26 protein-coding genes are annotated in these 24,532 nt (G+C 58.8%); 19 read left to right on the top strand and 7 right to left on the bottom strand.

The window, feature by feature from the left end:
• Positions 1-57: 57 nt before the first annotated feature.
• Positions 58-672, bottom strand: a complete 615-nt coding sequence (locus ACR0AD_RS07480; protein ID WP_480486586.1) for a scavenger receptor class F, member 2 — start codon at positions 670-672, stop codon at positions 58-60.
• A gap of 83 nt (positions 673-755) precedes the next feature.
• On the opposite strand from ACR0AD_RS07480, the gene ACR0AD_RS07485 reads away from it, so the two are divergent.
• The 6 genes from ACR0AD_RS07485 (at position 756) to ACR0AD_RS07510 (ending at position 8,247) form a co-directional block, all read left to right on the top strand.
• Complete coding sequence (locus ACR0AD_RS07485) at positions 756-1,523, top strand: uracil-DNA glycosylase (RefSeq protein ID WP_480486588.1); 768 nt, start codon at positions 756-758, stop codon at positions 1,521-1,523.
• Positions 1,520-2,119 (top strand): metallophosphoesterase family protein, encoded by a 600-nt coding sequence (locus tag ACR0AD_RS07490; protein ID WP_480486590.1) that lies wholly within the window; start codon positions 1,520-1,522, stop codon positions 2,117-2,119. The genes ACR0AD_RS07485 and ACR0AD_RS07490 overlap by 4 nt, the downstream gene beginning before the upstream one ends.
• Positions 2,116-2,736 carry a LysE family translocator gene (locus tag ACR0AD_RS07495; RefSeq protein ID WP_480486592.1) on the top strand — a complete coding sequence of 207 codons (621 nt, stop codon included), beginning with the start codon at positions 2,116-2,118 and terminating at the stop codon, positions 2,734-2,736. Before ACR0AD_RS07490 ends, ACR0AD_RS07495 begins: the two co-directional genes overlap by 4 nt.
• Before the next feature lie 6 nt (positions 2,737-2,742).
• Positions 2,743-3,285, top strand: coding sequence for a molybdenum cofactor biosynthesis protein B (gene moaB, locus ACR0AD_RS07500; RefSeq protein ID WP_480486593.1), 543 nt, complete (start codon positions 2,743-2,745; stop codon positions 3,283-3,285).
• A 106-nt stretch (positions 3,286-3,391) separates the two neighbouring features.
• The gene (locus tag ACR0AD_RS07505; RefSeq protein ID WP_480486830.1) at positions 3,392-4,840 is read left to right on the top strand and encodes an efflux RND transporter periplasmic adaptor subunit; all 1,449 of its coding nucleotides are present in this window, start codon (positions 3,392-3,394) and stop codon (positions 4,838-4,840) included.
• Positions 4,841-4,845: 5 nt separating this feature from the next.
• On the top strand, positions 4,846-8,247 hold the full coding sequence (locus ACR0AD_RS07510; protein ID WP_480486595.1) for an efflux RND transporter permease subunit: 3,402 nt from the start codon (positions 4,846-4,848) through the stop codon (positions 8,245-8,247).
• Here the strand turns inward: ACR0AD_RS07510 and ACR0AD_RS07515 are convergent.
• Together ACR0AD_RS07515 and ACR0AD_RS07520 are read right to left on the bottom strand one after the other, a co-directional pair.
• The gene (locus ACR0AD_RS07515) at positions 8,244-8,663 is read right to left on the bottom strand and encodes an NUDIX hydrolase (RefSeq protein WP_480486596.1); all 420 of its coding nucleotides are present in this window, start codon (positions 8,661-8,663) and stop codon (positions 8,244-8,246) included. The two genes, ACR0AD_RS07510 and ACR0AD_RS07515, sit on opposite strands and share 4 nt — an antisense overlap.
• 4 nt (positions 8,664-8,667) lie before the next feature.
• Positions 8,668-9,468, bottom strand: a complete 801-nt coding sequence (locus ACR0AD_RS07520; protein WP_480483067.1) for a protein-disulfide reductase DsbD domain-containing protein — start codon at positions 9,466-9,468, stop codon at positions 8,668-8,670.
• A 157-nt stretch (positions 9,469-9,625) separates the two neighbouring features.
• Between ACR0AD_RS07520 and ACR0AD_RS07525 the strand changes: the two genes are divergently transcribed.
• On the top strand, positions 9,626-10,180 hold the full coding sequence (locus ACR0AD_RS07525) for a YqgE/AlgH family protein (protein ID WP_480483069.1): 555 nt from the start codon (positions 9,626-9,628) through the stop codon (positions 10,178-10,180).
• Here ACR0AD_RS07525 and ACR0AD_RS07530 read toward each other — a convergent pair whose 3' ends face one another.
• On the bottom strand, positions 10,181-11,131 hold the full coding sequence (locus ACR0AD_RS07530) for an L-threonylcarbamoyladenylate synthase (protein WP_480486597.1): 951 nt from the start codon (positions 11,129-11,131) through the stop codon (positions 10,181-10,183).
• Between the two features lie 138 nt (positions 11,132-11,269).
• Here ACR0AD_RS07530 and ACR0AD_RS07535 point away from each other — a divergent pair, with 138 nt between their 5' ends.
• The 7 genes from ACR0AD_RS07535 to ACR0AD_RS07565 all read left to right on the top strand — a co-directional run bounded on the left by ACR0AD_RS07535 (position 11,270) and on the right by ACR0AD_RS07565 (position 17,774).
• A complete protein-coding gene (locus ACR0AD_RS07535) occupies positions 11,270-12,973 on the top strand; it encodes an acyl-CoA dehydrogenase (RefSeq protein ID WP_480486599.1) in 1,704 nt (567 codons plus the stop codon).
• On the top strand, positions 12,973-14,019 hold the full coding sequence (locus tag ACR0AD_RS07540; protein ID WP_480486601.1) for an MBL fold metallo-hydrolase: 1,047 nt from the start codon (positions 12,973-12,975) through the stop codon (positions 14,017-14,019). The genes ACR0AD_RS07535 and ACR0AD_RS07540 overlap by 1 nt, the downstream gene beginning before the upstream one ends.
• A gap of 4 nt (positions 14,020-14,023) precedes the next feature.
• Positions 14,024-14,476 (top strand): DUF6173 family protein, encoded by a 453-nt coding sequence (locus ACR0AD_RS07545; protein ID WP_267364542.1) that lies wholly within the window; start codon positions 14,024-14,026, stop codon positions 14,474-14,476.
• Between the two features lie 56 nt (positions 14,477-14,532).
• Positions 14,533-16,374: a glycerophosphodiester phosphodiesterase gene (locus ACR0AD_RS07550; RefSeq protein ID WP_480486603.1), complete on the top strand. Its 1,842-nt coding sequence runs from the start codon at positions 14,533-14,535 to the stop codon at positions 16,372-16,374.
• Positions 16,361-16,900, top strand: a complete 540-nt coding sequence (locus ACR0AD_RS07555) for a hypothetical protein (RefSeq protein ID WP_480486605.1) — start codon at positions 16,361-16,363, stop codon at positions 16,898-16,900. Before ACR0AD_RS07550 ends, ACR0AD_RS07555 begins: the two co-directional genes overlap by 14 nt.
• 113 nt (positions 16,901-17,013) lie before the next feature.
• Positions 17,014-17,124: an aa3-type cytochrome c oxidase subunit IV gene (locus tag ACR0AD_RS07560; RefSeq protein ID WP_480486832.1), complete on the top strand. Its 111-nt coding sequence runs from the start codon at positions 17,014-17,016 to the stop codon at positions 17,122-17,124.
• A gap of 17 nt (positions 17,125-17,141) precedes the next feature.
• A complete protein-coding gene (locus ACR0AD_RS07565; RefSeq protein ID WP_480475007.1) occupies positions 17,142-17,774 on the top strand; it encodes a hypothetical protein in 633 nt (210 codons plus the stop codon).
• Here ACR0AD_RS07565 and ACR0AD_RS07570 read toward each other — a convergent pair.
• Both ACR0AD_RS07570 and ACR0AD_RS07575 read right to left on the bottom strand, forming a co-directional pair.
• Positions 17,763-18,095 carry an AzlD domain-containing protein gene (locus ACR0AD_RS07570; RefSeq protein WP_267364537.1) on the bottom strand — a complete coding sequence of 111 codons (333 nt, stop codon included), beginning with the start codon at positions 18,093-18,095 and terminating at the stop codon, positions 17,763-17,765. The two genes, ACR0AD_RS07565 and ACR0AD_RS07570, sit on opposite strands and share 12 nt — an antisense overlap.
• Positions 18,092-18,802: an AzlC family ABC transporter permease gene (locus ACR0AD_RS07575; RefSeq protein WP_480486607.1), complete on the bottom strand. Its 711-nt coding sequence runs from the start codon at positions 18,800-18,802 to the stop codon at positions 18,092-18,094. Before ACR0AD_RS07575 ends, ACR0AD_RS07570 begins: the two co-directional genes overlap by 4 nt.
• On the opposite strand from ACR0AD_RS07575, the gene ACR0AD_RS07580 reads away from it, so the two are divergent.
• From ACR0AD_RS07580 to ACR0AD_RS07600, 5 genes are read left to right on the top strand one after another with little or no spacing between them, the layout of a single operon-like run.
• Positions 18,801-19,739: a formate dehydrogenase accessory sulfurtransferase FdhD gene (locus ACR0AD_RS07580; RefSeq protein ID WP_480486609.1), complete on the top strand. Its 939-nt coding sequence runs from the start codon at positions 18,801-18,803 to the stop codon at positions 19,737-19,739. The two genes, ACR0AD_RS07575 and ACR0AD_RS07580, sit on opposite strands and share 2 nt — an antisense overlap.
• Positions 19,736-20,392, top strand: a complete 657-nt coding sequence (gene mobA, locus ACR0AD_RS07585) for a molybdenum cofactor guanylyltransferase MobA (protein ID WP_480486611.1) — start codon at positions 19,736-19,738, stop codon at positions 20,390-20,392. The genes ACR0AD_RS07580 and mobA overlap by 4 nt, the downstream gene beginning before the upstream one ends.
• Positions 20,389-20,880 carry a molybdopterin-guanine dinucleotide biosynthesis protein B gene (gene mobB / locus ACR0AD_RS07590; RefSeq protein WP_480486613.1) on the top strand — a complete coding sequence of 164 codons (492 nt, stop codon included), beginning with the start codon at positions 20,389-20,391 and terminating at the stop codon, positions 20,878-20,880. The genes mobA and mobB overlap by 4 nt, the downstream gene beginning before the upstream one ends.
• The gene (locus ACR0AD_RS07595) at positions 20,877-22,946 is read left to right on the top strand and encodes a molybdenum cofactor synthesis domain-containing protein (RefSeq protein WP_480486615.1); all 2,070 of its coding nucleotides are present in this window, start codon (positions 20,877-20,879) and stop codon (positions 22,944-22,946) included. The genes mobB and ACR0AD_RS07595 overlap by 4 nt, the downstream gene beginning before the upstream one ends.
• Positions 22,943-23,536, top strand: a complete 594-nt coding sequence (locus ACR0AD_RS07600) for a GNAT family N-acetyltransferase (RefSeq protein ID WP_480486617.1) — start codon at positions 22,943-22,945, stop codon at positions 23,534-23,536. The genes ACR0AD_RS07595 and ACR0AD_RS07600 overlap by 4 nt, the downstream gene beginning before the upstream one ends.
• Here the strand turns inward: ACR0AD_RS07600 and ACR0AD_RS07605 are convergent.
• The gene (locus ACR0AD_RS07605; RefSeq protein WP_480486619.1) at positions 23,533-24,528 is read right to left on the bottom strand and encodes a hypothetical protein; all 996 of its coding nucleotides are present in this window, start codon (positions 24,526-24,528) and stop codon (positions 23,533-23,535) included. The two genes, ACR0AD_RS07600 and ACR0AD_RS07605, sit on opposite strands and share 4 nt — an antisense overlap.
• Positions 24,529-24,532: the final 4 nt, after the last annotated feature.

Here is a 24,532-nt window from a genome sequence, read left to right on the forward strand (position 1 = left end):
GCGGGCTCCTGTCTGACAATCGGGCCGCTTATAGAAAGCCCCGCGGGGCAAAGCAACCTAAGGATCAGAACCCTCTGGCAGTTTTTCACAGCCACCCTCTGGCAGGCATTGTTCACCCGGTTTGCACCATTTGCCGTATCCGCAGTCGATGGCTTTGATCGGCACGCAACCCTGATGGGTCGAGCATTTGAATCCCGGACGGCACTGCGAGCCTGTATCCTCGCACAGGAACCATCCCGGACGGGAACACCCCCCACCCGGCAGACAGGACGAGCCGCGCGCACAAGTTCGGCCATCCTCGCATATCGTAGGAGGGGCTGTACCCGGATCTGGTGTGATCCGTTCACATTCGCCGCGCCCATTGCAAAAACTGTCACCGGGGCAATCCAGACGCGATGTGCATTTGTTCGCGCCTGCGGGTGCACAACGCGCTCCTCCCGCTACGCAGCGTTCAAACGGGCCGCAACTGCGCCCGCCACCGCAATAGGTGCCGCCCAGCGGTATGCAGTGCCCATCAAAGCTGCATCTTTGACCACCGGAACAACAGGTGGTGCCGCATTTGAACTGGCCCGCACGGCACTGGCCCTGTGCGTTGTGGAACGTCGCCAATGCCGGATTGCCGGTAAGCACCAGTCCAAGCCCGATCAGGAGGATTCGCAAGGTTCTGAGCATCGTTCTCTGATGGTCGGCGCGACAGAGCGACCGATCAAGCCCAATTCGCTTTCCATCAGCCCTCAGGCGGGTAAATTATCCATATGGAATCGGGCTTGGACTATTATTCTGCGCGGGCCCTGCTGGAATGGCAGGTCGAACTGGGCGTGACCGAGGCAATCGGGGACGCTCCGGTTGATCGATATTCGGTGCCGGACACTTCACCAAAACCCAAGAAGGCAGAGGTTGCGGCAGCCATCCCGTCAAAGCCCGGACAGACCGACCCGGTAACGGTTGCGCAAGCAGCGGCCAAGGGGGCGGGGTCACTGGATCAGCTGCGCGATGCGATGGAAGCTTTTGATCACTGCGAGCTGAAGCGCGGGGCGCGGCAGTTGGTTTTTGCTGATGGAACGCCCGGTGCGCGGGTGATGATCATCGGTGAGGCGCCGGGCCGCGACGAAGACCGCGAGGGCAAGCCCTTTGTCGGGCGCGCGGGCCAGTTGCTGGATCGCATGTTGGCCGCGATTGATCTGGATCGCAGGCAGAACGTCTATATCACAAACGTGCTGCCATGGCGGCCCCCACAGAACCGTGACCCAAAGCCCGAAGAAATCGGGATGATGAAGCCCTTCCTGGAACGTCACGTGGCGTTGGCCCGGCCCGAGGTTCTGGTGGTGATGGGCAATATCAGCTGTCAGGCCGTTCTGGGCAAGCGCGGGATTACCCGATTGCGCGGCCAATGGGATCAGGCGATGGACCTGCCTGTGATCCCAATGTTTCATCCAGCTTATTTGCTGCGCCAGCCGCAAATTAAGCGACAGGCCTGGGCTGATCTGCTGGAGTTACAAGCCCGGCTGCGAGGTGAGTCATGAAGATCTTGGCGTTTTCCGATCTTCATATGGCGCGCAACCGCGCTGCTGATCTGGTGGCGGCCAGCGCTGATGCCGACCTGGTTATCGGCGCAGGGGATTATTGCAATATGCGGCAGGGTCTGGACGAGGCGATGCAAATGCTTTCGGGCGTTTCAGCGCCGCTGGTCCTGATACCCGGGAATGCAGAAAGCGCAGAGGATCTGGGCAAAACTGTGCCCGAGGGTGTGCATGTTCTGCATGGAACGGGAATGACGGTGGATGGATTGCGCCTGTTCGGGCTTGGCTACGGTGTTCCACCCACACCGTTTGGTGATTGGTCCTGTGATCTGACCGAGGGTGAGGCCGCCGAACTGCTGGCGCGCTGCAGCGGAGCAGATATCCTGATTTCGCACTCACCGCCCAAGGGCCATGGGGACGTGACCTCGCAAGGCATGGCTGTGGGCTCGATCGCTGTTCGGAACGCGATCGAGCGGATACAGCCCCGATTCACGTTTTGCGGCCATATTCACGACAGCTGGGGATATCGCGGCTCGATCGGCCGCACCCGGATCGCCAACCTTGGCCCCAAGGTAAACTGGTTCGAGGTCGCTGTATGATTGAGTTGGTAACGCTGCTTGCCTTCATTCCCGCCGCGCTGGCGCTGAACCTGACACCGGGCGCGGATATGATGTTCTGTTTCGGTCAGGGCCTGCGATCAGGTCCGCGCGCAGCAATTGCCGCAAGTTCTGGGATTTCCGCGGGTGGAATGATACAGGTCCTTCTAGCTGGGCTGGGCCTCGGCGCGGCGGTTGCGGCCTTGCCATGGCTGTTCGATGTCATTCGCTGGGTTGGTGTTGCATACCTGTTGTATCTTGCCTGGGGTGCTGTTCGAAATGGCGCAGTGTCGGCCGAGGCCCCCGTCAAACCGGCCCGGTTGTCCTTTCGGGATGGGATGCTTGTCAATCTGACGAACCCCAAGGTTATTCTGTTCGTTCTGGCCTTTATCCCGCAATTTGTAGACCCGTCGCGGGGGTCGGTCCTGATGCAGTTTTTGATCTTCGGCACAATCATCGGCATCGGTGGGTTCGTCGTGAACGGGCTGGTTGGTGTTTTCGCCGGAAGCGCGGGGCGCCATCTGGTCTCGAATCCGCGCGCCTCACGTATTCTGGGCTGGATTACAGGGGGCATTTTTGCGGCCCTTGCGGTCCGGCTTGCCATTCTGGAAAGGGCCTGACACCACATGTCGCGCATTGATGAAACCATGGAGTTCATCCCGGTTAAGATCGCCGTACTGACTGTTTCGGATACCAGATCGATGAAAGAGGACCGCTCGGGACAGACATTGGTGGACCGGATTGAAAAGGCAGGCCATGTCGTCGCGGATCGCAGGATAATTCGGGACGAGCGCAAACAGATCGCAGATCAGTTACGCGCGTGGGTGGCGGACGAACAGATCGACGTCGTGATTTCGACCGGCGGCACGGGTCTGACTGGGCGCGATGTCACCGTCGAGGCGCATCGCGATGTCTATGAAAAAGAGATCGAAGCCTTTGGCACTGTCTTCACGATCATCTCGATGGGAAAGATCGGAACTTCGGCGGTGCAGTCACGGGCGACGGGGGGCGTTGCAGGGGGGACATACCTGTTCGCATTACCCGGCAGTCCGGGGGCCTGCAAGGACGCGTGGGACGGTATTTTGGAAAAACAGTTCGATTATCGCCATCGCCCGTGCAATTTTGTGGAAATAATGCCCAGATTGGACGAACATCTGCGACGGAAGTAGACTGGTCATACGTTCCATTCCGTATAACCGCCTTGTGGCTTGGCATATTTCCTGATCCAGCTACATGTTGTGGACGGCAGCGTGGTGCAACCGGGGTAACTGATTGATGCGATTTCTGCGGCATAGTCTTGTCGGTATTTTTCTGGCGTTTCTGGCGCTGGCTTTGTTGTTTGTTGCCGTGCAGATGATCGTTGGGGCCGTTCAGGAGGCTTTGACGCACGATAACGCGACACCTCCCGCTCGAGAAAGGATCTTTGCTGTTTCGGTTCGGCCTGCCGAGGCGGAAACCGTCACCCCATATCTTGAAGCTTTCGGAGAGGTTCAAAGCCGCCGCAGGCTGGAGTTGCGCGCGGCGCTTGGTGGTCGCGTTGTCGCGCTGGCGGAAGACTTTGAAGATGGTGGAATTGTTGAGGCTGGCGAAGTGCTGGTTGAACTGGACCCGGCAGATGCGCAATCCGCACTGGATCGGGCCAAGTCCGACCTCTTGGACGCTCAGTTTGAAGAGCGCGATGCAGAACGCTCGTTGCTGCTGGCGCAGGACGAGCTGAAATCGGCTGAGGCTCAGGCGGAACTGCGGGAAAGGGCGTTGCAACGTCAACGCGATCTGGAATCTCGGGGCGTGGGGGCCGCCGCTAGCGTGGAAGAGGCCGAACTGGCTGCCGCAGCGGCGCAACAGGCCGTACTGGCGCGGCGTATTGCGCTGGCACAGGCTGAATCCCGTGTGGATCAGGCATCAACCCTTTTGGCCCGCGCCATGATAGCACTGGAAGCTGCGGAACGTGATCTGGGCGACATGACAATCCGGGCGGGCTTTGGCGGTACTTTAACGGATGTGACGCTTGTGGAAGGGCGGCTGGTATCGGCAAATGAAAAGCTGGCTGAACTGGTTGATCCCAACGACCTTGAGGTGGCATTTCGGGTGTCGACCGCGCAATATGTGCGGCTTTTGGATGGCGGCGATCGTCTGATCAACGCGCCGGTAACCATATCGCTCGAAGTGACAGGGACCGATCTGACCGCGATTGGCCAGATTAGCCGCGACAGCGGGTCTGCCGGTGAAGGCCAGACCGGGCGGTTGATCTATGCCCGTCTGCAAGAGGCATCGGGGTTTAAACCCGGGGATTTCGTTACGGTTTCAGTTCAGGAACAACCGCTTGCCGGAGTTTACCGACTGCCGTCGTCGGCCCTTGATGCATCCGGAACAGTTCTGGTGCTTGGCCCTGATGACCGTTTGGAAAGCCTGCCGGTTCAACTCATCCGCCGCCAGGGGGACGAGGTTCTGCTGCGGGGCGACGGTTTGGAAGGGCGAGAGGTCGTCGTCGGGCGAACCCCCCTGCTTGGGTCGGGCGTGCGGGTGCGGCCCCTGCGGTTTGAGGCGGGTGCAGACCCCGGAATGGTCGAGCTGACGGACGAGAAGCGCGCCGAACTTGTGGCGCAAGTCGAGGCGAACAGTGCGATGCCTCCGAAGGAAAAGACGCAGGTTCTAACCCGGCTGCGCGAAGCTCGTGTGCCGACGTCTTTGGTGCGCAGCATTGAAACCAGGGCTGGGGGATAAACGCCATGATGCGCGAGATACCTGGCGCGGCGGGCGGCATTCTCAGTTACTTCACGCGGCATCGGACAGTTGCCAACCTGCTGTTGCTTGTCATGCTGGTTCTTGGCGCGGCGGCAATCCCGAACATGCGGGCGCAGTTCTTTCCGGACGTCATTCTGGAACGCGTCGATGTATCCGTGACCTGGGAAGGCGCCGGGCCCGAGGACATGGACGCCGGAATCGTGCAGTTGCTGGAACCTGCGCTGCTGGCCGTCGAAGGGGTGATCAGCACCGAGGCTTCCTCGCATCATGAATGGACCCGGATCAGGCTGGAATTCGAACCCAACTGGGATGTGTCCCGCGCTGTCGAGGATGTTAGGACCGCCGTAGACGCTGTCACAGATCTGCCGGAAGACGCTGAGGAGCCCAAGATTCAACGCGGGGCGTGGCGTGATCGGGTGACGGATGTAGTGATCACGGGGCCGACCGATACTGCTCAACTGGCGAAGCTGACGGATGAGCTTATCAATCGTTTATTCGCATCTGGTGTGACCCGCACGACTATCCGAGGTATTGCCGCACCGCGCCTTGTTGTCGAAGTCACCACAGCGCAATTGATTGCCAATGATATCTCAATGGCGGAAATCGCGGCGGCGATCGGGGCTGAAGTCACCACGGATCCTGCGGGTGATGTGGAAGGCGCCGGGGCTCGTATCCGGGCAGGGACTGAGAAACGCACGCCCGAACAGATCGAAGGCATCGCGCTGCGGGTGAACGAAGATGGGTCGAAGCTGAAGGTTGGTGACATAGCAACACTTCGGATCGAAGACGTCACCCGGCACCGCAGCTATTATGTGGGCGACAATCCCGCCATGTCCATCAGAGTGGACCGGTCGAACCTCGGAGATGCGATAGGTATTCAGCACACGGTCGAGGACGTAGCCCGCGAGATGCAGGCCAGCCTGCCTGAAGGTGTGAGAATTGATCTGATCCGTACCCGTGCGCAAGCGATTACCGACCGGCTGAACATCCTCGTGGATAACGGGCTGATGGGGCTGGGGCTGGTTGTCATCCTGTTGTTCCTGTTTCTGAATGCGCGCATTGCGTTTTGGGTCGCGGTGGGTATCCCGGTGGCGATGTCGGCGGCGATCGCGCTGATGTATCTGGGCGGTCTGTCGCTGAACATGGTTTCCCTGTTCGGTCTGATCATCACCTTGGGGATCGTCGTAGATGACGCCATTGTCGTGGGCGAGCACGCCGATTATCGCGCACGCCGATTGGGCGAGACACCTGTGGAAGCCGCTGAGCGTGCCGCCCGGCGAATGGCAATGCCGGTTCTGGCCGCCACGGTAACGACGGTGATTGCGTTTTTCGGCCTGACGTTGGTTGGAGGGCGTTTCGGAGAACTGATCCGCGATATCCCTTTCACGGTAATCGCCGTTCTGGTTGCATCGCTGGTGGAATGCTTCCTGATCCTGCCCAACCACATGGCGCACGCAATTGCGCATTCGGCCAAGGAACACTGGTACGACCTGCCGAACCGTGTCGTCAATCGTGGCTTTCGTTGGGTTCGGGATCACTTGTTCCGCCCGCTGATCGCCTGGGTGATCTGGGCGCGTTATGTGGTCGCCGCACTGATGATCGCCATCCTGGCCAGTCAGGTCGCATTGTTCATTCGTGGCGACGTGAACTGGCGGTTCTTCAACGCACCTGAACGCAGCTCAGTCAGCGGCGGGTTTATCATGCGCGAGGGGTCGACCCGGTCAGATACGCTTGAAATGATGCGCATTCTACAGGACGCAACCAACGAACTGGGCCGGATCTACGAAGAGCGTCATGGCCGAAATCCAATTGACTATGTCCTGGCCGAAGTTGGTGGCAATGCCGGGCGTGCGCTTGCTGCGGCTGATGGCAAGGACGGCAGTGTGCTGGGTGGTATTTCGATTGAATTGATCGACGCCGATCTGCGCCCCTATTCGAGTTTTGAGTTTGTGGGCGAGCTACAGGATTTCGTACCGCGCCACCCCAAGGTCGAAGTGATCAGCTTCCGTGGTTGGCGATCTGGCCCCGGTGGCGACGCCATCGACGTGCAGTTCTATGGCTCGGACGTAAATGTCCTGAAAGCCGCATCTGAAGATTTGCAAACCGCGCTGTCGAAGTTTCCTGAAGTCTCGGCGCTTGAGGACACTTTGGCATATGACAAGGAAGAGTTTCTTCTTGATCTGACGGCACAAGGTCAGGCGCTGGGCTTTCGGATCGAAACGCTGGGGCGGGCTTTGCGCAACCGTTTGAACGGGATTGAGGCCGCAACCTTCCCCGACGGGCCGCGCAGTGCCGAGATCCGTGTCGAACTGCCCGAAGGTGAACTGACAGCAGATTTTCTGGAACGAACTCTGATGCGTTCTCCTGACGGAGTCTATGTACCTTTGGCTGATATCGTTTCGGTCGAACGCAAGTCCGGGTTTTCGACGGTTCGGCGTGAAAACGGCCTGAGGGTGGTTTCAGTAACAGGTGACATCTCGGAAGACGATCCGGCACGGGCCGCCGAAATTGAACGCGTGATGCAGGACGAGATCCTGCCCAATATCGCAGCCGAAAGGCAGGTTGAGTGGCGCATGTCGGGTCTGAGCGAACAGGAAAACGAATTCCTGTCCGAGGCCCGCAATGGTCTGATCCTGTGCCTGACCGGTATTTATCTTGTACTGGCCTGGGTGTTTGCCAGCTGGACACGGCCCCTTGTGGTTATGGCGATTATTCCCTTTGGCCTGGTCGGGGCGATTTGGGGCCATTACATCTGGGAGGTGCCGCTTAGCATGTTCACGGTGGTCGGGTTGCTGGGCATGACAGGCATCATCATCAACGACTCGATCGTTTTGGTGACCACGATTGACGCATACCAGCAGGATCGCGGATTGATTCCGTCTATTCTGGATGGCACGGCGGACAGGTTGCGACCTGTCATGCTGACCACGCTGACCACGGTTCTTGGCCTTGCGCCCTTACTATATGAAGGCTCTCAACAGGCGCAGTTCCTGAAACCGACAGTAATCACACTGGTCTACGGGCTTGGTTTCGGAATGTTGCTGGTGTTGGTACTTGTGCCTGCCTTGCTGGGAGTTCTCAATGACGTGGCACGTCCGATGACAGCCATGCGCCGCGCGGCGCGGGCCCCTGACAAGGTTGTTCGTGGCGCGTTGGCCGGAACCGGCGCGATGCTTGGGGTCTGGTTTGCCTTGACGATGATCTGGCCTGCCATCAACGGTGCACCGCTTGCCATATTACAAGGTCTTTATCCCGGTGATGATGGCATTGCCGCATTGAAAATGGGGCTGGGCGCGTTTGTTGCCGGAGCTGTGCCGATTGTGATTCTGAGCATTGCTGCCTCAGGCATGCTTTATGGTCGCCTCACGAAATCGGCAGATGCTTAAACCGCACGCAAGGCATATTCCATAAGCTCAATGACCCGCGCGCTCATGGGCAGGTTGCCCTGGCGTATCTGATCGACGGGAAACCACCGGGCATCCAATGCGTCGTCACCGGCCTTTGGCGTGCCCGAGCGATACTGGCAGGCGACCCCGACCAGCAGGTAATGGGACACGATCAGCCCATCTGGGGTTCGGCGCACAAGGTCCAGATTTTTCAGATAATGTGACGACTGCGCGATCACCGAGGTTTCTTCCAGCAATTCGCGTTGTGCCGCTTCCAATACGGTTTCACCCCATTCGACATGGCCACCGGGAAACCCCCACAGCCCGGCGTCGGGCTGCTTGCTGCGCTGAACCAGAAGAACCTGATCCTGATGCAGAACAACGGCCAGGGCACCGATTTTTGGTGATTGGGTCATGAATTCAGCCTGCGCTGCAGCCCTGAATATCAACTGCGTGATTGGCGCCCAGAACTGTAATCCGGATTTCAGACCGATCCAGTGCAAAGGGTGTGCCCGATGCATTGATAATCTCGGCCTCGGCCACCAACGTATCACCTTGCCGTTGCGCAACCGGCTGCGACGCCCAGAGGGAGGGATTGCCGGGTTCGATCACAGCCACTTCATGACCACCTGCCGATGGCATGGTCACTCGTGCTTCGATACGCATACCATCTTTAGTCGGCGTCAGACGACAGGTGGCACTGGACACGCGAGCTTCTTGCGCGGAATAAGGGCGTTGCGCCAGTGCGGCGGCAATCGCGGGATGGCGCCCGGCATTGGCGTCGAGTGTGTGGTCAAAGCCCAGACGTTCCGGAATACAAACGTCTTTGCAAACGCCCAGATCCATTTCGCCCTGCAATCGGACCGGCTTGGCAGGGTTGCGCGGCGTAATCTCAATCGGAAGGACCAGTTGGTTCTTGTAACCGATCGACTGCAACCCGTTCTGATCGAAGACATCGGGGGCAGGCCATGTGATTTCAACACGCCCGACATTGCTTGAGCGTTTCCAGTTGATTTCCGGCGGGATGCCAGCATCTCCAGGCGCGCGCCAGTAGGTTTTCCAACCATCCTCAAGCGTCAGCTTCAAGGCGGTAAGATAAGTGCCGTTTGCAGTCCGTCCGCCATCCAGAACATCCAGCTGAACCACGCCGTCCAGACCCTGAGCGGCAACCGGGGCGGATAGATGCAGGCAAACGAGTGCGGCGACAGCAGTGTGTTTCATCGACATCTTCATCCCTCTTAAATGCGCGGCGTTGACCCGGATTCCAAGTCACGTTCTGTTCACTGGGATGAAATCCGCTAAAATACCTGTTGTTCTCTTGCCAATAGACATGCTGCGGGGCCATTGTTGAGGTGTTCTGAGAAAGAGATGGCGGCCCATGGACCTGACCGGAAAACTGTTGATTGCGATGCCCGGTATGGGAGATCCGCGATTCGACCATTCGGTGGTGTATGTGTGCAGTCATGGTGACGACGGTGCCATGGGTTTGATTGTGAACAAGCCCTCGGACCTGCGGATCAAGACTTTGCTGGGTCAACTGAACATCGCCTGCCGTGTTCCGATTGTCGGCGAACGCCTTGTGCATTTCGGTGGGCCGGTCGAGATGTCACGCGGCTTTGTCCTTCACAGCGCCGATTACGAGGCCAACCTGCATTCAATGCAGATTTCCGAGGATTTCAGCATGACGGCGACACTTGATGTGCTCGAGGATTTGGCGTCAGGCACTGGGCCGCTGAACTCGATGCTGGCGCTGGGCTATTCCGGCTGGGGGCCCGGTCAGCTTGAGGATGAAATTGCCATGAACGGCTGGCTAACCACCGAGGCAACGTCGAAACTTGTTTTCGATGTGCCCGATGATGCGAAATGGGAGGCAGCGTTGGCTTCTTTGGGCGTGGACCCGCTGACCCTTTCTGCCAGCGCGGGGCGAGCGTGATCAGCTGTCACGGGGTGCCGCCGCGCGCCGCAGCCGGTCATTGATTGCCGCCCCCAAACCCGTGTCAGGGATCGGAGAAACGGCAATCGGTCGCCCGGTTTCGTTCAGCTGATGCAGAAACGCAAACAGATTTGCCGCCGCTTCGGTCAAGTTGCCAGTGGCGGACAAGTTCAGGTCGCACTCTACCTGCCCAAATCCCAGAAACACCTCGTCACCCTGACGGGTTTTGGCATTCAAACGGACCGGAGCGTCCGGCGCATAGTGTGATTGCAACTGGCCGGGGGCGGTCAGAAGATCACCGGATTGATGCAAATGCAGACGCATTTTCAGCGTCTCTTCGACCTGCTCCAGCGCGATGCCACCTGGACGCAAAAGTGCAGGTTCCCCAGCCAGGCCGATGATGGTGGATTCAAGCCCGACACCGCACGGCCCGTCATCCAGAACAGCCGCGATCTTGCCGCCAAGACCCGACCAGACATGACTTGCCGTGGTCGGACTGATCTGACCCGACGGGTTTGCCGAAGGCGCCGCAACCGGGCCATCAAATTCGGCCAGCAGCGCGCGCGCTGTCGGATGTGCCGGAACGCGCACGGCCAGCGTATCCAAACCTGCCGTCACCAGCGATGAAATCCCGTGCCCTTCGCGCAAGGGTAAAACCAAGGTAAGCGGACCGGGCCAAAAGGCCTGCGCCAGATGCTCGGCCTGATCTGACCATTGCACATACCGTTGCGCCGCGGCGACCGAAGCGACATGTGCGATCAGCGGATTGAAGCTGGGCCGCCCCTTGGCCTCGTAGATCGATGCCACCGCCTGCCCGTTGCGGGCATCGCCGCCCAGGCCATAGACCGTCTCGGTCGGGAAAGCGACCAGAAGGCCCTGTCGCAACATATCTGCAGCCCGCGCGATACCGCCGGGATCCGCCGTCAATTCCTGAGTGCCGGTTGAGATCATAACTGGTGACGCCGCGTTTTGGTTGCTTGAAACATAAGGGACAGTAGGTAATTGATCCAAGCTCATACGCTTACCGGCGCTTGCCCACAATTCCAAGCCTGCCGATATGTTCTGAATTGTTAGCCTTCGAGAGTGATCATGCCCTACCGCACCCCAATTTCAGATTACCAGTTCCTGCTGGACCAAGTGGTCGGGTTCGACCAGGTCGCTGCGACGGATAAATTTGCTGATGCCAGCGGGGATGTGGTCAATGCGATCCTGACCGAAGCTGGAAAGATGTGCGAAGAGGTGATGGCCCCTCTGCAGCGCCCCGGTGATCTGGAACCTGCACGGCTTGAAAATGGCGTGCTGCGAACTTCTCCGGGATATGCAGACGGCTGGAAGGCAATTGCCGAAGGTGGCTGGATCGGGATCAGTGGTAATCCTGAATACGGGGGGATGGGGCTGCCTATGACCATCACCACGGCGGTCAACGAGATGATGAGTGCCGCCTGCCTGTCGCTGCAACTTGCGCCGCTTATGTCTCAGGGCCAGATCGAGGCGTTGGAGCATCACGCCAGCGACGAATTGAAAGCGCTGTATCTGCCTAAGATGATGACGGGGGAATGGTCGGGCACCATGAACCTGACCGAAGCTCAGGCTGGATCGGATGTTGGCGCGCTGTCTGCGAAGGCTGAGCCGAACGGTGACGGGACATATTCGATCACCGGTCAAAAGATCTTCATCTCGTGGGGCGATACCGATTTCACCGAGAATGTCTGCCATCTGGTACTGGCCCGCCTTCCCGATGGGGTGCCCGGCACCAAAGGGATCTCGTTATTCCTTGTCCCCAAATTCCTGCCTGATGAAAATGGTGATCCTGGCGTGGCCAATGATCTGAAAGTGGTTTCGCTGGAACACAAGATGGGCTTGCACGGGTCGCCCACCTGCGTGATGCAATATGACAAAGCCAAAGGCTGGCTGGTGGGTGCCGAACATGGCGGTATGGCGGCCATGTTTACCATGATGAACAATGCGCGCCTGGGCGTGGGCGGACAGGGCGTGGGCGTGGCCGAAGGTGCATATCAGCACGCGGTGGCTTATGCGCTGGAACGGAAACAAGGCAAAACGCCGTCCGGGACGATCATCGATCATGCGGATGTGCGCCGTATGCTTTTGGATATGCGTGCTGATGTTTATGCCGCGCGCGCGATCCTGTTGGCCAATGCGGTTGCGATCGATATGGCAGAGGCCACTGGTGACGCCGATTGGGCTGCGCGGGCCGCGCTGTTGACGCCGATCAGCAAGGCGTTTGGTACTCAGACCGGGATGCGTGTGGCTGAAACAGGGGTCCAGGTGCATGGTGGCATGGGATATATTGAGGAAACCGGCGCAGCTCAGTTCTATCGCGATGCGCGTGTCACCGCGATCTACGAGGGCACCAACGGCATTCAGGCGATGGACCTTGTTGCGCGGAAGATGATGGACGGGGGCGAGGCTGCTTCGAACTTGCTGGATGAGATTGAAGACCAGGCTGAACGCGCCCGTGCAACACTGCCTGATCTGGCGGGCCCTGTTTGGGAAGCCACCGAAACGCTGCGCGAGGCGACAGAATGGCTGGTGGCACAGGACGATATGAATAACCGCTTTGCAGGCGCAGTTGCTTATCTGCAGGCATTTGCCCGGGTGCTGGGCGGGCATTATCACCTGACCGCAGCCCTTGCCGACCCAGAGGGGCCGCGGGCGAAACTGGCGCGGTATTATATCAACGCCCTGTTGCCCGAACATACGGGCCTTTTGGCACGGGCACAGAACGGGGCGGATGACCTTTTCGCGCTGAGCACGGACGAGTTTGCAGTTTGATGGACGGGGATCACGTATTGGGGATCAGATATCCGTGGTCTGAACCGCCCGCGCAGGGCGAAGCCACCGAGATTGCCCAAGGTGTTCTCTGGATGCGGTTGCCCCTGCCTATGGCGCTGGACCATGTAAATATCTACGCACTGGACGATGGCGACAGCTGGACGGTGATCGATACGGGGCTGTCCTCGAACAAGACGCGGCGCATCTGGGAAGCATTGATGGCCGGACCTCTTGCAGGCAAGCCGATCAGGCGGGTGGTGGTGACTCACCACCATCCCGACCATGTTGGCAATGCCGGATGGTTTCAGACGGAACACGGCGCCGAGCTGGTGACAAGCCGCACCTCGTGGCTGTTTGCGCGGATGCTGACGCTGGATGTGCAGGAAACCTGGCCGCAAGAAACGCTGGGTTTCTATCGCAGCGCGGGCATGGCATCCGAAGTTTTGAACAAACGGATGGCGGACCGGCCCTTTAATTTTGCCGACACGGTCTATCCCATGCCGCTGGGTTTTACCGGGATCAAGCAGGGTGACGTGATCCGTATGGGCGGACGTGACTGGGACGTTCATATGGGCAATGGCCATGCACCGGAACACGCCACCTTCTGGAGCCGCGATGACAATCTGGTACTCAGCGGCGATCAGATCTTAAGTTCGATCAGTCCCAATCTGGGTGTCTATGCGACCGAACCCATGGCCGATCCAGTGTCAGGATGGATGGAGGCCTGTGAGAGGCTTCAGGTACTCGCCCGTCCCGATCATCTGGTTTTGGGTGGGCACAAACTGCCCTTCACGGGTCTGCCGTTGCGTATGAAGCAGCTGATTGACAACCACCATGGCGCGCTGGAACGGCTGCTGGATCATCTGGATCAGCCCAAATCTGCCGCTGACTGCTTTATGCCGCTGTTCAAACGTACAATCCGCGAGGGTGAGTATGGCCTTGCGCTGGTCGAGGCGGTTGCACATGTAAATCACCTCTACCACATTGGTGCAGTAACCCGGACGCAACGCGCGGATGGGGCATGGTTGTATCAACGCAAAGGGTAGACGAATGCAGGACCAGATCGAAACCTCGGCCGAGGCCGCAGAAGCCGCAGCTTTGCCAAAGTGTTACGAGGTGCACGCCGATCCCAAAGCCGAATCCGGAAGCAAAAAACTGCCCGAGACGTTGAAAAAACCGGTGGCTAGCAAGAGCCCCGCACAATGGGCATACGAGCGGTTAATCCTGTACATCCAGAATTTCGAACAGACGCTGGACGGCGATCATGAGGTCGCGATGGGGTTCACCGGTGGCGATGCAGGTGTAATGCGGATCGAGGGGATGGGTTATTTCGACCCCGACATGATAACCTTTTACGGGTCCGACGGGACCGGAGCCCGCACGCAACTGGTGCAACATGTCAGCCAGTTGAACGTGATGTTGCGTGCGCTTCCCAAATCGGTTGAAGACAAGCCAGCCAACCGCATCGGGTTCCGCCTAGCTGCAGACCTGAAAGACAGCTGACTTGCAATTCACGTTTGCGCGCCTTTGAATGAATGTATCAGTTCGGAGGCGACCGCGTGAGCAGATATTTCCATGCCGTAACACATGCCTACGCGGGGGCCTGGGCCCGGCGTCGGGTTTTTGTGCCTATCTATATCGCTGTCCGGTTGCTGCTTGTGGCGTTGATTGCGCCAGGGGTGGCGCTGGCGGTCAATCTGGCAGTCTCTCTGTCTGACCAGACGGCCTTGACCGATCAGGACATTGCCATGTTCCTGCTGTCTCCGGTCGGGTTTATCTCGTCTGTTGTAGTTCTGAGTTTGTTTCTGCTGGCTGAGGTCTTTGTGTTCTCGGTCATGGCCGGGTCGCTGCGCATGGGCGAACAGGATCCCTGGCGTGCTGGCAGTGCGGCGCTCGCATTGATCCTGTCCCGTTTCCCGGCGTTGTTCGGATTTGCCGTGCGTTTCATCCTGCGTGTCCTGTTGCTTGCCCTGCCATTCGTGGCTGTCGCTGGCCTGATCGCTTGGTGGACGCTGACTGAATACGACATCAACTATTACCTGACCTTCCGCCCCCCCGCCTTCAAGGTGGCGGCTCTTCTGATCGGAGTGGTTGTTCTTGTACTGGCGTGGCTTTTGATCCGCCGTCTGTCGGCCTGGGCGCTGGCCCTGCATTTGGTCCTTTTCGAACGAACTGCGCCCCGAACGGCGTTTGCCCAAAGTGCGCAGAAAATGGAGGGCAAGCGCGGGCGGTTGAAGATCGAACTTGCCCTTTGGCTGGGGATGCGCCTTGTCATCGCCGCTTTGATTGCCGCAGTGGCCAGCCTTTTGTTTACTTTCGTACCCGTGCAGGACGGCGGCAACCTCAAGCTGGCCCTGACCTTCAGCTTTGTCGTCGCTGGGCTGTGGTCATTGGCGGGGCTGGTTTTGGCAGCAACGGCGCTGGGCGCGCTGGCCGTCTTGCTGGACGGGTTTTTCGATACAGACGGAAAAAAGATCGCTCACCCAGAGCCCCGGAAAATTCGGGCGCCTGTATTTGTGACAGTGGGTGCATCCCTAGCCGCGTTGGGTATTGGCCTTTGGTCAGGTCAAAGTCTGCTGGAACGTGTGCAGGCCCCGGATCATGCCGAGGTCATTGGCCACCGGGGTGCTGCGGCCTTGCGGCCGGAAAACACGATGGCCTCGGTTCTGAAAGCCATCGAGGACGGCGCGGATTGGGTTGAAATCGATGTTCAGGAATCTGCGGATGACGTGATCATCGTGGCCCATGACAGCGATTTCATGAAGCTGGCGGGTGTTAATCTGAAGGTCTGGGATGCCACAATGGCGGATGTGGCCGATATCGACATCGGCAGCTGGTTCGACCCGGAATACGCCTCGGAACGCACGCCAACTCTGCGTGATGTGCTGGAGGCGGCCAAAGGCAAGTCCAGGGTTCTTATCGAACTGAAATACTATGGCCATGATATCGATCTGGAAAACCGGGTGATCAAACTGGTGGAAGAGTTGGAGATGCAGGACGAGGTCGCCGCCATGTCGTTGAAGTACCCGGCTGTCCAAAAGATGAAGAAACTGCGCCCTGACTGGCGTTCGGGTGTATTGGCGGCCACAGCCGTTGGTGATCTGTCGGGGTTGGAGGGCGAGTTTGTCGCCGTTAACGCAGGGATGGCGACGCCGGGCCTGATCCGAAAGGTTCACGATGCCGGCAAGGATATCTATGTCTGGACAGTAAACGATCCGCTGCAAATGTCTAAAATGGCGTCTATGGGCGTTGATGGTCTGATTACCGATCGCCCGGCTATGGCCAATGAGGTTCTTCGCGTGCGCGCCGAAATGGGACCGGCAGAGCGGCTGATGTTGTGGCTGGCCACGGCGTTCGGATTACAAGTCGACACCAAGGCGATGCGCGATGAAAGCCCTTAATCTGTCGCTGCTGTTACTCATCATTCCGCATGTTGCCTTGGCACAGGACTTGATGCGCCGGTTCGAAATGCCTGCCCATCGCGCCTTGATGGACCAGAGCGACGGAGCCGAGCTGCAACCATTTGAAACAGACGGGTGCTCGGGTGGGTTGTCCGCAAGCTGGCGCTGGGTGGCAAAACAATTCCCGCAGGTTGGTGAGATTTTTGAAGAACATCCACCTTGGGAAAACTGTTGTGTGATCCACGACCGGGCATATCACAATGCTGGCGGCGCGGATTCGGCCGAGGAAAGCTATGACGCGCGTTTGGCGGCGGACGATGCCCTGCATGCCTGTGTTGCGGCGCATGGAGATCTGAATGCCGACGAATATGCGGATCGCTACGATATGGAACCTGATCAGATCCGCACCATTCATGCGATCACTGCGGATGCCATGTATGGGGCGGTTCGTTTCGGTGGCGGGCCGTGCAGCGGCCTGCCCTGGCGGTGGGGGTTTGGGTATCCAGGATGCTCGGTCCTCAAGTAAGCGCGCCCTGCGCGCGAATGACGTGGTGACAGGCGTTTTGTTTTCCATTATCCAACAGGTCAAACACGCGAATTGGGATTCTGAGACTCATGGCTGAATACAAGCACGGCGAAATGAACATCGACGTTCAAACCAAAACTTTCAACGGTTTCATCAAAGCCACCACTTGGTGTGTGGTCGCGATCGCCTTGTTGTGCCTGTTCCTGGCAGTTTTCGCCTCGTAAGCAATTCGGGGGCGGCTTTGCTCAGGATATTGACTGCGTGCCTCGTGGCCGCAACGCTGGCTGGTTGCGCTGCATCACAGCGCCCGCAAGCGGATCAAACTGAAATTACGTCCCGCTCCTATCGCGATCCGGGGCCATCGACCCTGACCTTGTACACGATGATCAGCACCCGAACCGGTTCGGGTGCGCATACGTCGTTGATGATCAGCGGCAGTGAGCGGGTTATTTTCGACCCGGCAGGATCGTTCCGGGCGGATGTTGTACCGATCAGGAACGATGTGCTGTACGGTATTACCCCGAATGTCGAACGTGCGTATCGCAGCAGCCACGCCCGCGAAACACATTATGCGCGCATCCAGACGATCGAGGTCACTCCGCAACAGGCCGAAATTGCATTGCAACTGGCCAAGCAGATGGGCCCGGTGGCTGGTGCATTCTGTGCGAACTCTACCTCGCAGCTGTTGCAGCAGGTTCCGGGGTTCGAACAGATCACGACCACATTCTATCCGGTCAAACTGTCGGATCAGTTTGGGGCCTTGCAAGGCGTTCAAACGGCGGAGTACCGTGAAAACGACGACGCGGACCTGCAGAAGGGACTGGCGTTCAACAATGCGCGCCTGAACCAGCTGGACGCGGCTTCATCCAACTAAATACAGCAATATGTAAAGTGTTGCCGCCCCGGTAAAGATGGCGGCCAGCACATTCTTGGTTAGAATGCCCACAGACAATGCAACCGCTGCGGCCGACATACGGGGTATATCCGGTTGTCCTTCGGTGGCTGCAGGCCAAACCACCAGCGGCGCGATCAGTGCGGGCAGGATGGCCACGGCTGTATATCGAAGGTGACGTAACAACCAGGGCGGCATCGGGCGATCACCGACGAGACCGATGAAGGTAAAGCGCAAAGCATAGCTGCCCACCGCAAGACCCGCGATGATGATCCATATTGTTGTCTGGTCGATCTGGTTCATGGCGCGTTCCGCTTTAGCATCAATTCTGCCTGCGCACCGGCCATCATCCCTGCCGCGCCTGCGATCAGCAGGCCCAGATTGAACGGCACACTCACTGTCAGCAGGGCAACGACAATGGCGACCAGGGCGGCGATGACATGGGCCAGCGTACGCATCATTGGCCCGATCATCGCCAGAAAGGTGATCGGCAGGGCAAAGTCCAGCGCCCAGCTTTCCGGTATTTGAGCGCCCAGCACGGCACCCAGACAGGTTCCCAAAACCCACAGCGGTGTGATCGGAGTGACCGAACCCAGGAAATAGGCCATTCGCTGGGTGATCGTCAGATCAGGCTCTTTTTCGAACTGCGCGATTGAACAGGCGTAAGACTGATCCACGATCAGGTAAGCCGCACATGCTCTCTGCCACAAGGGCGCGGCACCCAGATACGGCGTCAGCGACGCGGAATACATCGCGACCCGCAGGTTCACTGCCAGGGCCGAGATCAAAACGATGATTGTCGGCGTTTCATCCTGCAGAAGTTGCAGAGCTGTGAACTGCGCCGCGCCTGCAAAAACAGTGATGGAAAAGGCAATGGTCTGCACGATATTCAACCCGGCTTCTGTCGAGAAGACACCGAACAACAGACCAAAAGGCACAGCCACGAAGACAAACGGCGTGCCGTCGCGAAAACCTTTCCAGAAGTATGACTTGGATGTGGCAGAGGCCATGGCTAAATCCTATGGTGACGCCAGCAGCAGTATCGGTCTTGTGAAGGGGTTGCAATTGGTCACCGAATCCGACGTGTCAGACTATATAATCGCTCCTGATCCGGGCGCGGCCCGCCTGACCCGTGCGGTCGAGGGGGTGGACCAGAATGGCGAGGTCAGTCAGATTTCAGTGGTTGAAGAGCGCCCACTGACGATCTTCCTCAACGCGCAGGAAATTGTGACGGCGATGACCATTGGCGACTATCCCGAATATCTGGCGCTGGGTTTTCTGCGAAATCAGGGCATGCTGCTGGCTAGTGATGAGATTACCCGTGTCGATTACGATGATGATCTTGAAACCGTAGTTGTCCGCACCGCACGCGCGACTTCGTACGAGGACAAGCTGAAGAAAAAGACGCGCACCAGTGGTTGCGCTGTGGGCACAGTATTCGGGGACATGATGGAGGGCCTTGAGGGCGTTCAGCTGCCGCAAGTGCAGGTGCGGACCTCGTGGCTTTACGAACTGGCGGCCAAGATCAACCGCACCCCGTCGCTGTATCTTGAAGCCGGGGCAATTCATGGGACTGTCTTGTGCCGGGAAAACCGCCCGCTGGTTTATATGGAAGACGTGGGTCGCCATAACGCTGTCGACAAGATCGCAGGCTGGATGCTGTCCGAGGGGGCGACGGCAGAGGACAAAATCCTCTATACCACCGGTCGCCTGACATCCGAGATGGTGATCAAAACGGCGATGATGGGCATTCCCGTGTTGGCGTCCCGTTCCGGATTCACCGCCTGGGGTGTTGAGATCGCGCGTGAGGTAGGCCTTACGCTGATCGGCCGGATGCGCGGACAGCGCTTTGTTTGTCTTTCCGGTGAGGAACGGTTGGTTCGTGATGTGGATCCGTCGACGGTTGTGGCCGAAGACAGGAAACACAGGCGGAAGAGTAGCCAATGAGTGATGAAAACAGGAAACCCCTCGGCGTCATCCTCGCAGGCGGGCAGGCCACCCGGATGGGCGGCGGTGACAAAGGTCTATTGCAGATTGGTGGGCAGAGCCTGCTGTCCCATGTCGTTGACCGGCTGTCTCCGCAAGTCGATGGTTTGGCCCTGAACGCAAATGGCGACCCCAAGCGTTTCAGCGATCTGACGCTACCCGTTCTGCCTGACTCGATCGAAGGCTTCGCTGGCCCTTTGGCCGGTGTTCTGGCGGGGCTAGATTGGGCGGCAGATCAGGGGGCCGACAGCATCGTAACGGCTGCCGCAGATACACCGTTCTTCCCGCGTGATCTGGTGGCGCGCCTGCAAGAGGCGGCAGCGGGGCAGGTGCATCCTCTGGTCTTGGCCACTACTCCGCGAACGGGTGACGAAGCGCTGAAATCCGGTGGGGGCAGGCGCGTCAACCGGCACCCGACCTTTGGGCTCTGGCCTGTGGCGTTGCGCGATGATCTGCGGGCGGCTCTGACGGACGGGTTGCGCAAGGTCGTGCTGTGGACTGATAAACATGACGGACGCGAGGCTTTGTTTCAGGCTGACCCGTTTGATCCGTTCTTCAATGTTAATACGCCTGACGATCTGGACCGCGCCCGGACATTGTTGGAGCAGGTATGAGGGTCTACGGCGTCACCGGCTGGAAAAACGCGGGTAAAACCGGGCTGATGGAACGGCTGGTGGCCGAAATCACGGGGCGGGGCTTTACCGTCTCAACCGTCAAACACGCGCATCACGGCGTCGATGTAGACCAACCGGGCACGGATAGTCATCGTCACCGCGTTGCTGGCGCCAGAGAGGTGTTGCTTGCGTCGGGGCAGCGCGTCGCCTTGATGCAAGAGCTGCGCGGCGCACCCGAGCCGCCTTTGGCTGAACTGCTGGCGCGGCTTTCTCCGGTTGATCTGGTGCTGGTTGAAGGCTTCAAGCGGGAAGGCCACCCAAAGGTCGAGGCGTTTCGCGCCGAGACAGGAAACACTCTGATCGCGATTGAAAACGATACCGTTCGAGCCGTTGCCAGCGACACGGCGCTGGAACTGGATCGTCCGGTTTTCGACCTGAACGACACAGTCAGGATCGCGGACTTCATATTAGATGAGGTCGGTTTGTGACCCTGTTCCAGACCTTTGCCATAGTGGACTGGTCTGGTGGAAATGACACCGGACCAACGCCGCGCAAAGACGCGATCTGGGTCTGTATTGTGCGTGAAGGGCAGGCACAGAAGCCTGAATACCTGCGCAACCGGGCGCTTGCCGAAGCGTGGCTGGATGCCCTGATCCGCACCGAACTGAAGGCAGGTCGCCGCCTGTTTCTGGGGTTTGATTTCCCTTTTGGATACCCGAAGGGTTTTGCCCGCGCGATGACCGGTACGGATGACCCCTTGACCTTGTGGGACTGGTTCGAACAGCATGTCGAGGACGGTTCGAAAATGAACAATCGTTTCGACTTGGCAGGCCGGATCAATCGACAATTCGGAGGAAGAGGCCCATTTTGGATGAATGGCCTCGGGCGTGACATTGATGGTTTGCCGCGAACCAAGACAGGCTATTCCAATCCGTTTTCCGACCGTCGTGCGGTTGAAGCCTTGGCAAAAGGCAGTTTCACCTGCTGGCAGATGGCGGGTGCAGGCGCGGTCGGTGGGCAGGTGATGATGGGGCTTCCAGTTCTGAGCAGGCTCCGCCATCGCTTTGCCGGACAAGTCGCGGTCTGGCCGTTCGAGTCGTTGGATAGACCCATCGCCTTTGTGGAAATCTGGCCGTCGCTCACCTTGGGTGCGCCACCGGACGGGCGGATCAAGGATGCCTGGCAAGTCGAACAGATCGCCTTGACTCTGTCGCGTTTGACAGAGCAGGAGTTGAAAGCGCAATTAGATGTTTCAGCGGCAGAGGAAGGCTGGATATTGGGTGTGACTCAGAAAAAGCCGAACATAGCCCCGCCACCATTGCGCAACGATTGTTTTGCGCTGCCAGCGGGTGTGGAGTGGACGCCGGTTGATGACGCCTTGGCCTATTTGCGCGACAGGTTGCATCCGATTACCTCGGTCGATGTGGTCGCGCTGAAAAAGGCGAGTGGGCGCATTCTGGCAGAAGATGTGACAGCCCAACGTTCCAACCCGCCGCAGCCGAATACAGCCGTGGATGGGTTCGGGTTCGCTGGTCCGGTTTCAGATGGGCCACAGGTCCTTCCGCTGGTCGATGGGCGTGCTGCAGCCGGTATCCCGTTCGACGGTGATGTTCCCGCGGGTCAGGCAGTGCGCGTTCTGACGGGTGCCGCGCTGCCTGACGGGGTGGATACGGTTATTCTGGAAGAGGATGTCACAGTTAAAGACGGGCATATCGCATTCCACGGCCCGCTGAAAAAGGGGGCAAATACCAGGCAAGCGGGCGAGGATGTGGCCGCAGGCGATCTGGCCCTGCCTACAGGGCGCCGATTGACACCGGCTGATCTTGCGCTGCTCACCGCTTTGGGCATTGCCGAGGTGAAGGTGCGCAAACCGCTGCGTGTCGCCGTGGTATCGACCGGTGATGAACTGGTCGACGCCGGAGAACGCGCCGGACCGGGACAGATATTCGACGCCAACCGCCCGATGCTGTTGTCTCTGGTCGAAAGGCTGGGGTTTGTACCTGTGGATATGGGGCGTGTTTCAGATGATCGGGACGCCCTGCGGGAACGGCTGGATCAGGCTGCGGAACAGGCAGAAGTGATACTGACGAGTGGTGGCGCATCTGCTGGTGACGAAGACCACGTGTCTGCCTTGCTGCGCCAGGCGGGGGCGATGCAACACTGGCGGATCGCCTTGAAACCCGGTCGCCCTCTGGCTTTGGGGTTGTGGTCCGGAACCCCAGTCTTTGGACTGCCCGGCAATCCCGTTGCCGCCTTGGTCTGCACCTTGATCTTTGCGCGACCGGCGCTGGGCCTGATGTCTGGCGAAGGCTGGATCGAGCCGCAAGGGTTCGAAGTGCCCGCTGCCTTTGAAAAGCGCAAGAAACCGGGCCGCCGCGAATACCTGCGCGCGCGCATACGGGAAGGCCGGGTTGAAGTCTTCAAGTCAGAAGGATCGGGCCGGATCAGCGGGCTCAGCTGGGCCGAAGGGCTGGTCGAAATAGAAGATGGTGCCCGACATATCCAACCGGGTGATATGGTTCGGTTTATCCCGTATGGCAGTTTTGGGTTGTGAAAATCACGATCTCACGCGGTTTTTCTGATGCGGAACGCCCACTGGTGGCGACCCTGTTCTGGCAGGCATTTTCGGCGAAACTGAACAAAGTCATGGGTCCGGATGAAAAGGGGCTGGCTTTCTTCGAAACTTCGTTGAACCCGGATTTCGCGCTTGTTGCACGGGACAAGGAAGACCGGATTTTGGGGCTTGCAGGTTTCAAGACACGCGATGGTGCATTGGCCGGAGGCGGAATGTCAGACCTAGCAAAGGTCTATGGCTGGCTTGGGGCCATTTGGCGCGCCCTCATCCTCAGCATTTTGGAGCGCGAACTGAAACCCGGCGTGTTTCAGATGGATGGCATATTTGTGGCAGCGGGCTCGCGTGGCAAAGGGGTTGGTACTGCCTTGCTGGATGCCGTTAAGTGTGAAGCGCGGAAACAAAACATGTCAGTGGTTCAGCTTGACGTTATCGACACAAACCCCCGCGCCCGCGCTTTATATGAGCGCGAAGGATTTCGGCCTGTGGGGGAAGAAAAAACCGGGCCTTTAAGTTACTTGTTTGGTTTCAGCAGCGCGACCAAGATGTCTTGGGTCGTTTTGCCTGATTAATCAAACGTCCCGGCTACGCGCCCCAGCAACATGAACGCCCGCGCGGTGCGGGTCTCACCCAACGCGCTCAGTTCTGCATCGCTTGCGGTGGGCTCGAACTCGGCCATCATCTTGTCGAAGCGGCGAAGAAAATGGTGGGCGGCGTCGCGGAAAATGGGATCCTGTTTCATCCGCGCAGCTGTCAGCGCCAGCGAGGACCTGTCGCGTACACCCCCAAGCGCGGCAACGGCGCGACCCCTCGCGCCCTGCGCGAACTGACGCCAGATTTCGGGCCGGGCCATGTCAGGGCGCAGGTCGTCCATATAGATGCCTTCCTGGCTGAGCAGTGTAAGAACATCCTGCGAGGCTTGTACGATCTGCGCCGTCTTGCGGTCTTTCAGCGCCACGCGCAGGGCATTAAACCCTTCGGTGTCATTCTGAGTTTCCGGGAAGTTCAAGGCGCGGATAAAGATATCGGTGCTCAGCGGTGGCGCAATTTCTTCCGCAGATGTGCCCAGTTCAAGCGAGGTTTGAGCACCTGCAACGAGTGGTTTTGCAGGGGCATAAGGGGGCGTTGTGCGCTTGGTCGAAAATGTTGCCAGAGCGCTTTCGGTTTTCCGCGTCGCGGCTGCGATCTCATCCAGTTTCTTTGCTACCGCAGGTTCGTAGGTGCTGGATGCGCGCTGCTGCTGCGCCACATAAGCCTGACGGATCGCATCAATCGCAGTTTGCAGCCGCGCGCTTTCCTCGCGCATCACGCGGCTGGCACGCATGGCAGTGGCCGCGACCCAGATCATCGCCACAGGCATGAAAACGGCCAGAAAGGTGACAACAAAACCACCGCTCTGCGCCTTACCCTGCAACACCAGAAAAACAACCGACACCACCAGCCAAATCAGGCTGAGCACCAGTGCGGCAATCTCAATCTCGGTGACAGACGGTGCCTTTGGGCGGTCATAGATGCCCAGCGAAGTCGGTCTTTCAGTTTCCGGGTCAGGTTTGGGCCCCGACATTACA

Source organism: Ruegeria sp. BH8, assembly GCF_056538065.1.

Coding starts and splice junctions, on each gene's coding strand:
- ACR0AD_RS07480 (WP_480486586.1), bottom strand. CDS start 672: ATGCTCAGAACCTTGCGAATCCTCCTGATCGGGCTTGGACTGGTGCTT.
- ACR0AD_RS07485 (WP_480486588.1), top strand. CDS start 756: ATGGAATCGGGCTTGGACTATTATTCTGCGCGGGCCCTGCTGGAATGG.
- ACR0AD_RS07490 (WP_480486590.1), top strand. CDS start 1,520: ATGAAGATCTTGGCGTTTTCCGATCTTCATATGGCGCGCAACCGCGCT.
- ACR0AD_RS07495 (WP_480486592.1), top strand. CDS start 2,116: ATGATTGAGTTGGTAACGCTGCTTGCCTTCATTCCCGCCGCGCTGGCG.
- moaB (WP_480486593.1), top strand. CDS start 2,743: ATGTCGCGCATTGATGAAACCATGGAGTTCATCCCGGTTAAGATCGCC.
- ACR0AD_RS07505 (WP_480486830.1), top strand. CDS start 3,392: ATGCGATTTCTGCGGCATAGTCTTGTCGGTATTTTTCTGGCGTTTCTG.
- ACR0AD_RS07510 (WP_480486595.1), top strand. CDS start 4,846: ATGATGCGCGAGATACCTGGCGCGGCGGGCGGCATTCTCAGTTACTTC.
- ACR0AD_RS07515 (WP_480486596.1), bottom strand. CDS start 8,663: ATGACCCAATCACCAAAAATCGGTGCCCTGGCCGTTGTTCTGCATCAG.
- ACR0AD_RS07520 (WP_480483067.1), bottom strand. CDS start 9,468: ATGAAACACACTGCTGTCGCCGCACTCGTTTGCCTGCATCTATCCGCC.
- ACR0AD_RS07525 (WP_480483069.1), top strand. CDS start 9,626: ATGGACCTGACCGGAAAACTGTTGATTGCGATGCCCGGTATGGGAGAT.
- ACR0AD_RS07530 (WP_480486597.1), bottom strand. CDS start 11,131: ATGATCTCAACCGGCACTCAGGAATTGACGGCGGATCCCGGCGGTATC.
- ACR0AD_RS07535 (WP_480486599.1), top strand. CDS start 11,270: ATGCCCTACCGCACCCCAATTTCAGATTACCAGTTCCTGCTGGACCAA.
- ACR0AD_RS07540 (WP_480486601.1), top strand. CDS start 12,973: ATGGACGGGGATCACGTATTGGGGATCAGATATCCGTGGTCTGAACCG.
- ACR0AD_RS07545 (WP_267364542.1), top strand. CDS start 14,024: ATGCAGGACCAGATCGAAACCTCGGCCGAGGCCGCAGAAGCCGCAGCT.
- ACR0AD_RS07555 (WP_480486605.1), top strand. CDS start 16,361: ATGAAAGCCCTTAATCTGTCGCTGCTGTTACTCATCATTCCGCATGTT.
- ACR0AD_RS07560 (WP_480486832.1), top strand. CDS start 17,014: ATGAACATCGACGTTCAAACCAAAACTTTCAACGGTTTCATCAAAGCC.
- ACR0AD_RS07570 (WP_267364537.1), bottom strand. CDS start 18,095: ATGAACCAGATCGACCAGACAACAATATGGATCATCATCGCGGGTCTT.
- ACR0AD_RS07580 (WP_480486609.1), top strand. CDS start 18,801: ATGGCTAAATCCTATGGTGACGCCAGCAGCAGTATCGGTCTTGTGAAG.
- ACR0AD_RS07575 (WP_480486607.1), bottom strand. CDS start 18,802: ATGGCCTCTGCCACATCCAAGTCATACTTCTGGAAAGGTTTTCGCGAC.
- mobA (WP_480486611.1), top strand. CDS start 19,736: ATGAGTGATGAAAACAGGAAACCCCTCGGCGTCATCCTCGCAGGCGGG.
- mobB (WP_480486613.1), top strand. CDS start 20,389: ATGAGGGTCTACGGCGTCACCGGCTGGAAAAACGCGGGTAAAACCGGG.
- ACR0AD_RS07605 (WP_480486619.1), bottom strand. CDS start 24,528: ATGTCGGGGCCCAAACCTGACCCGGAAACTGAAAGACCGACTTCGCTG.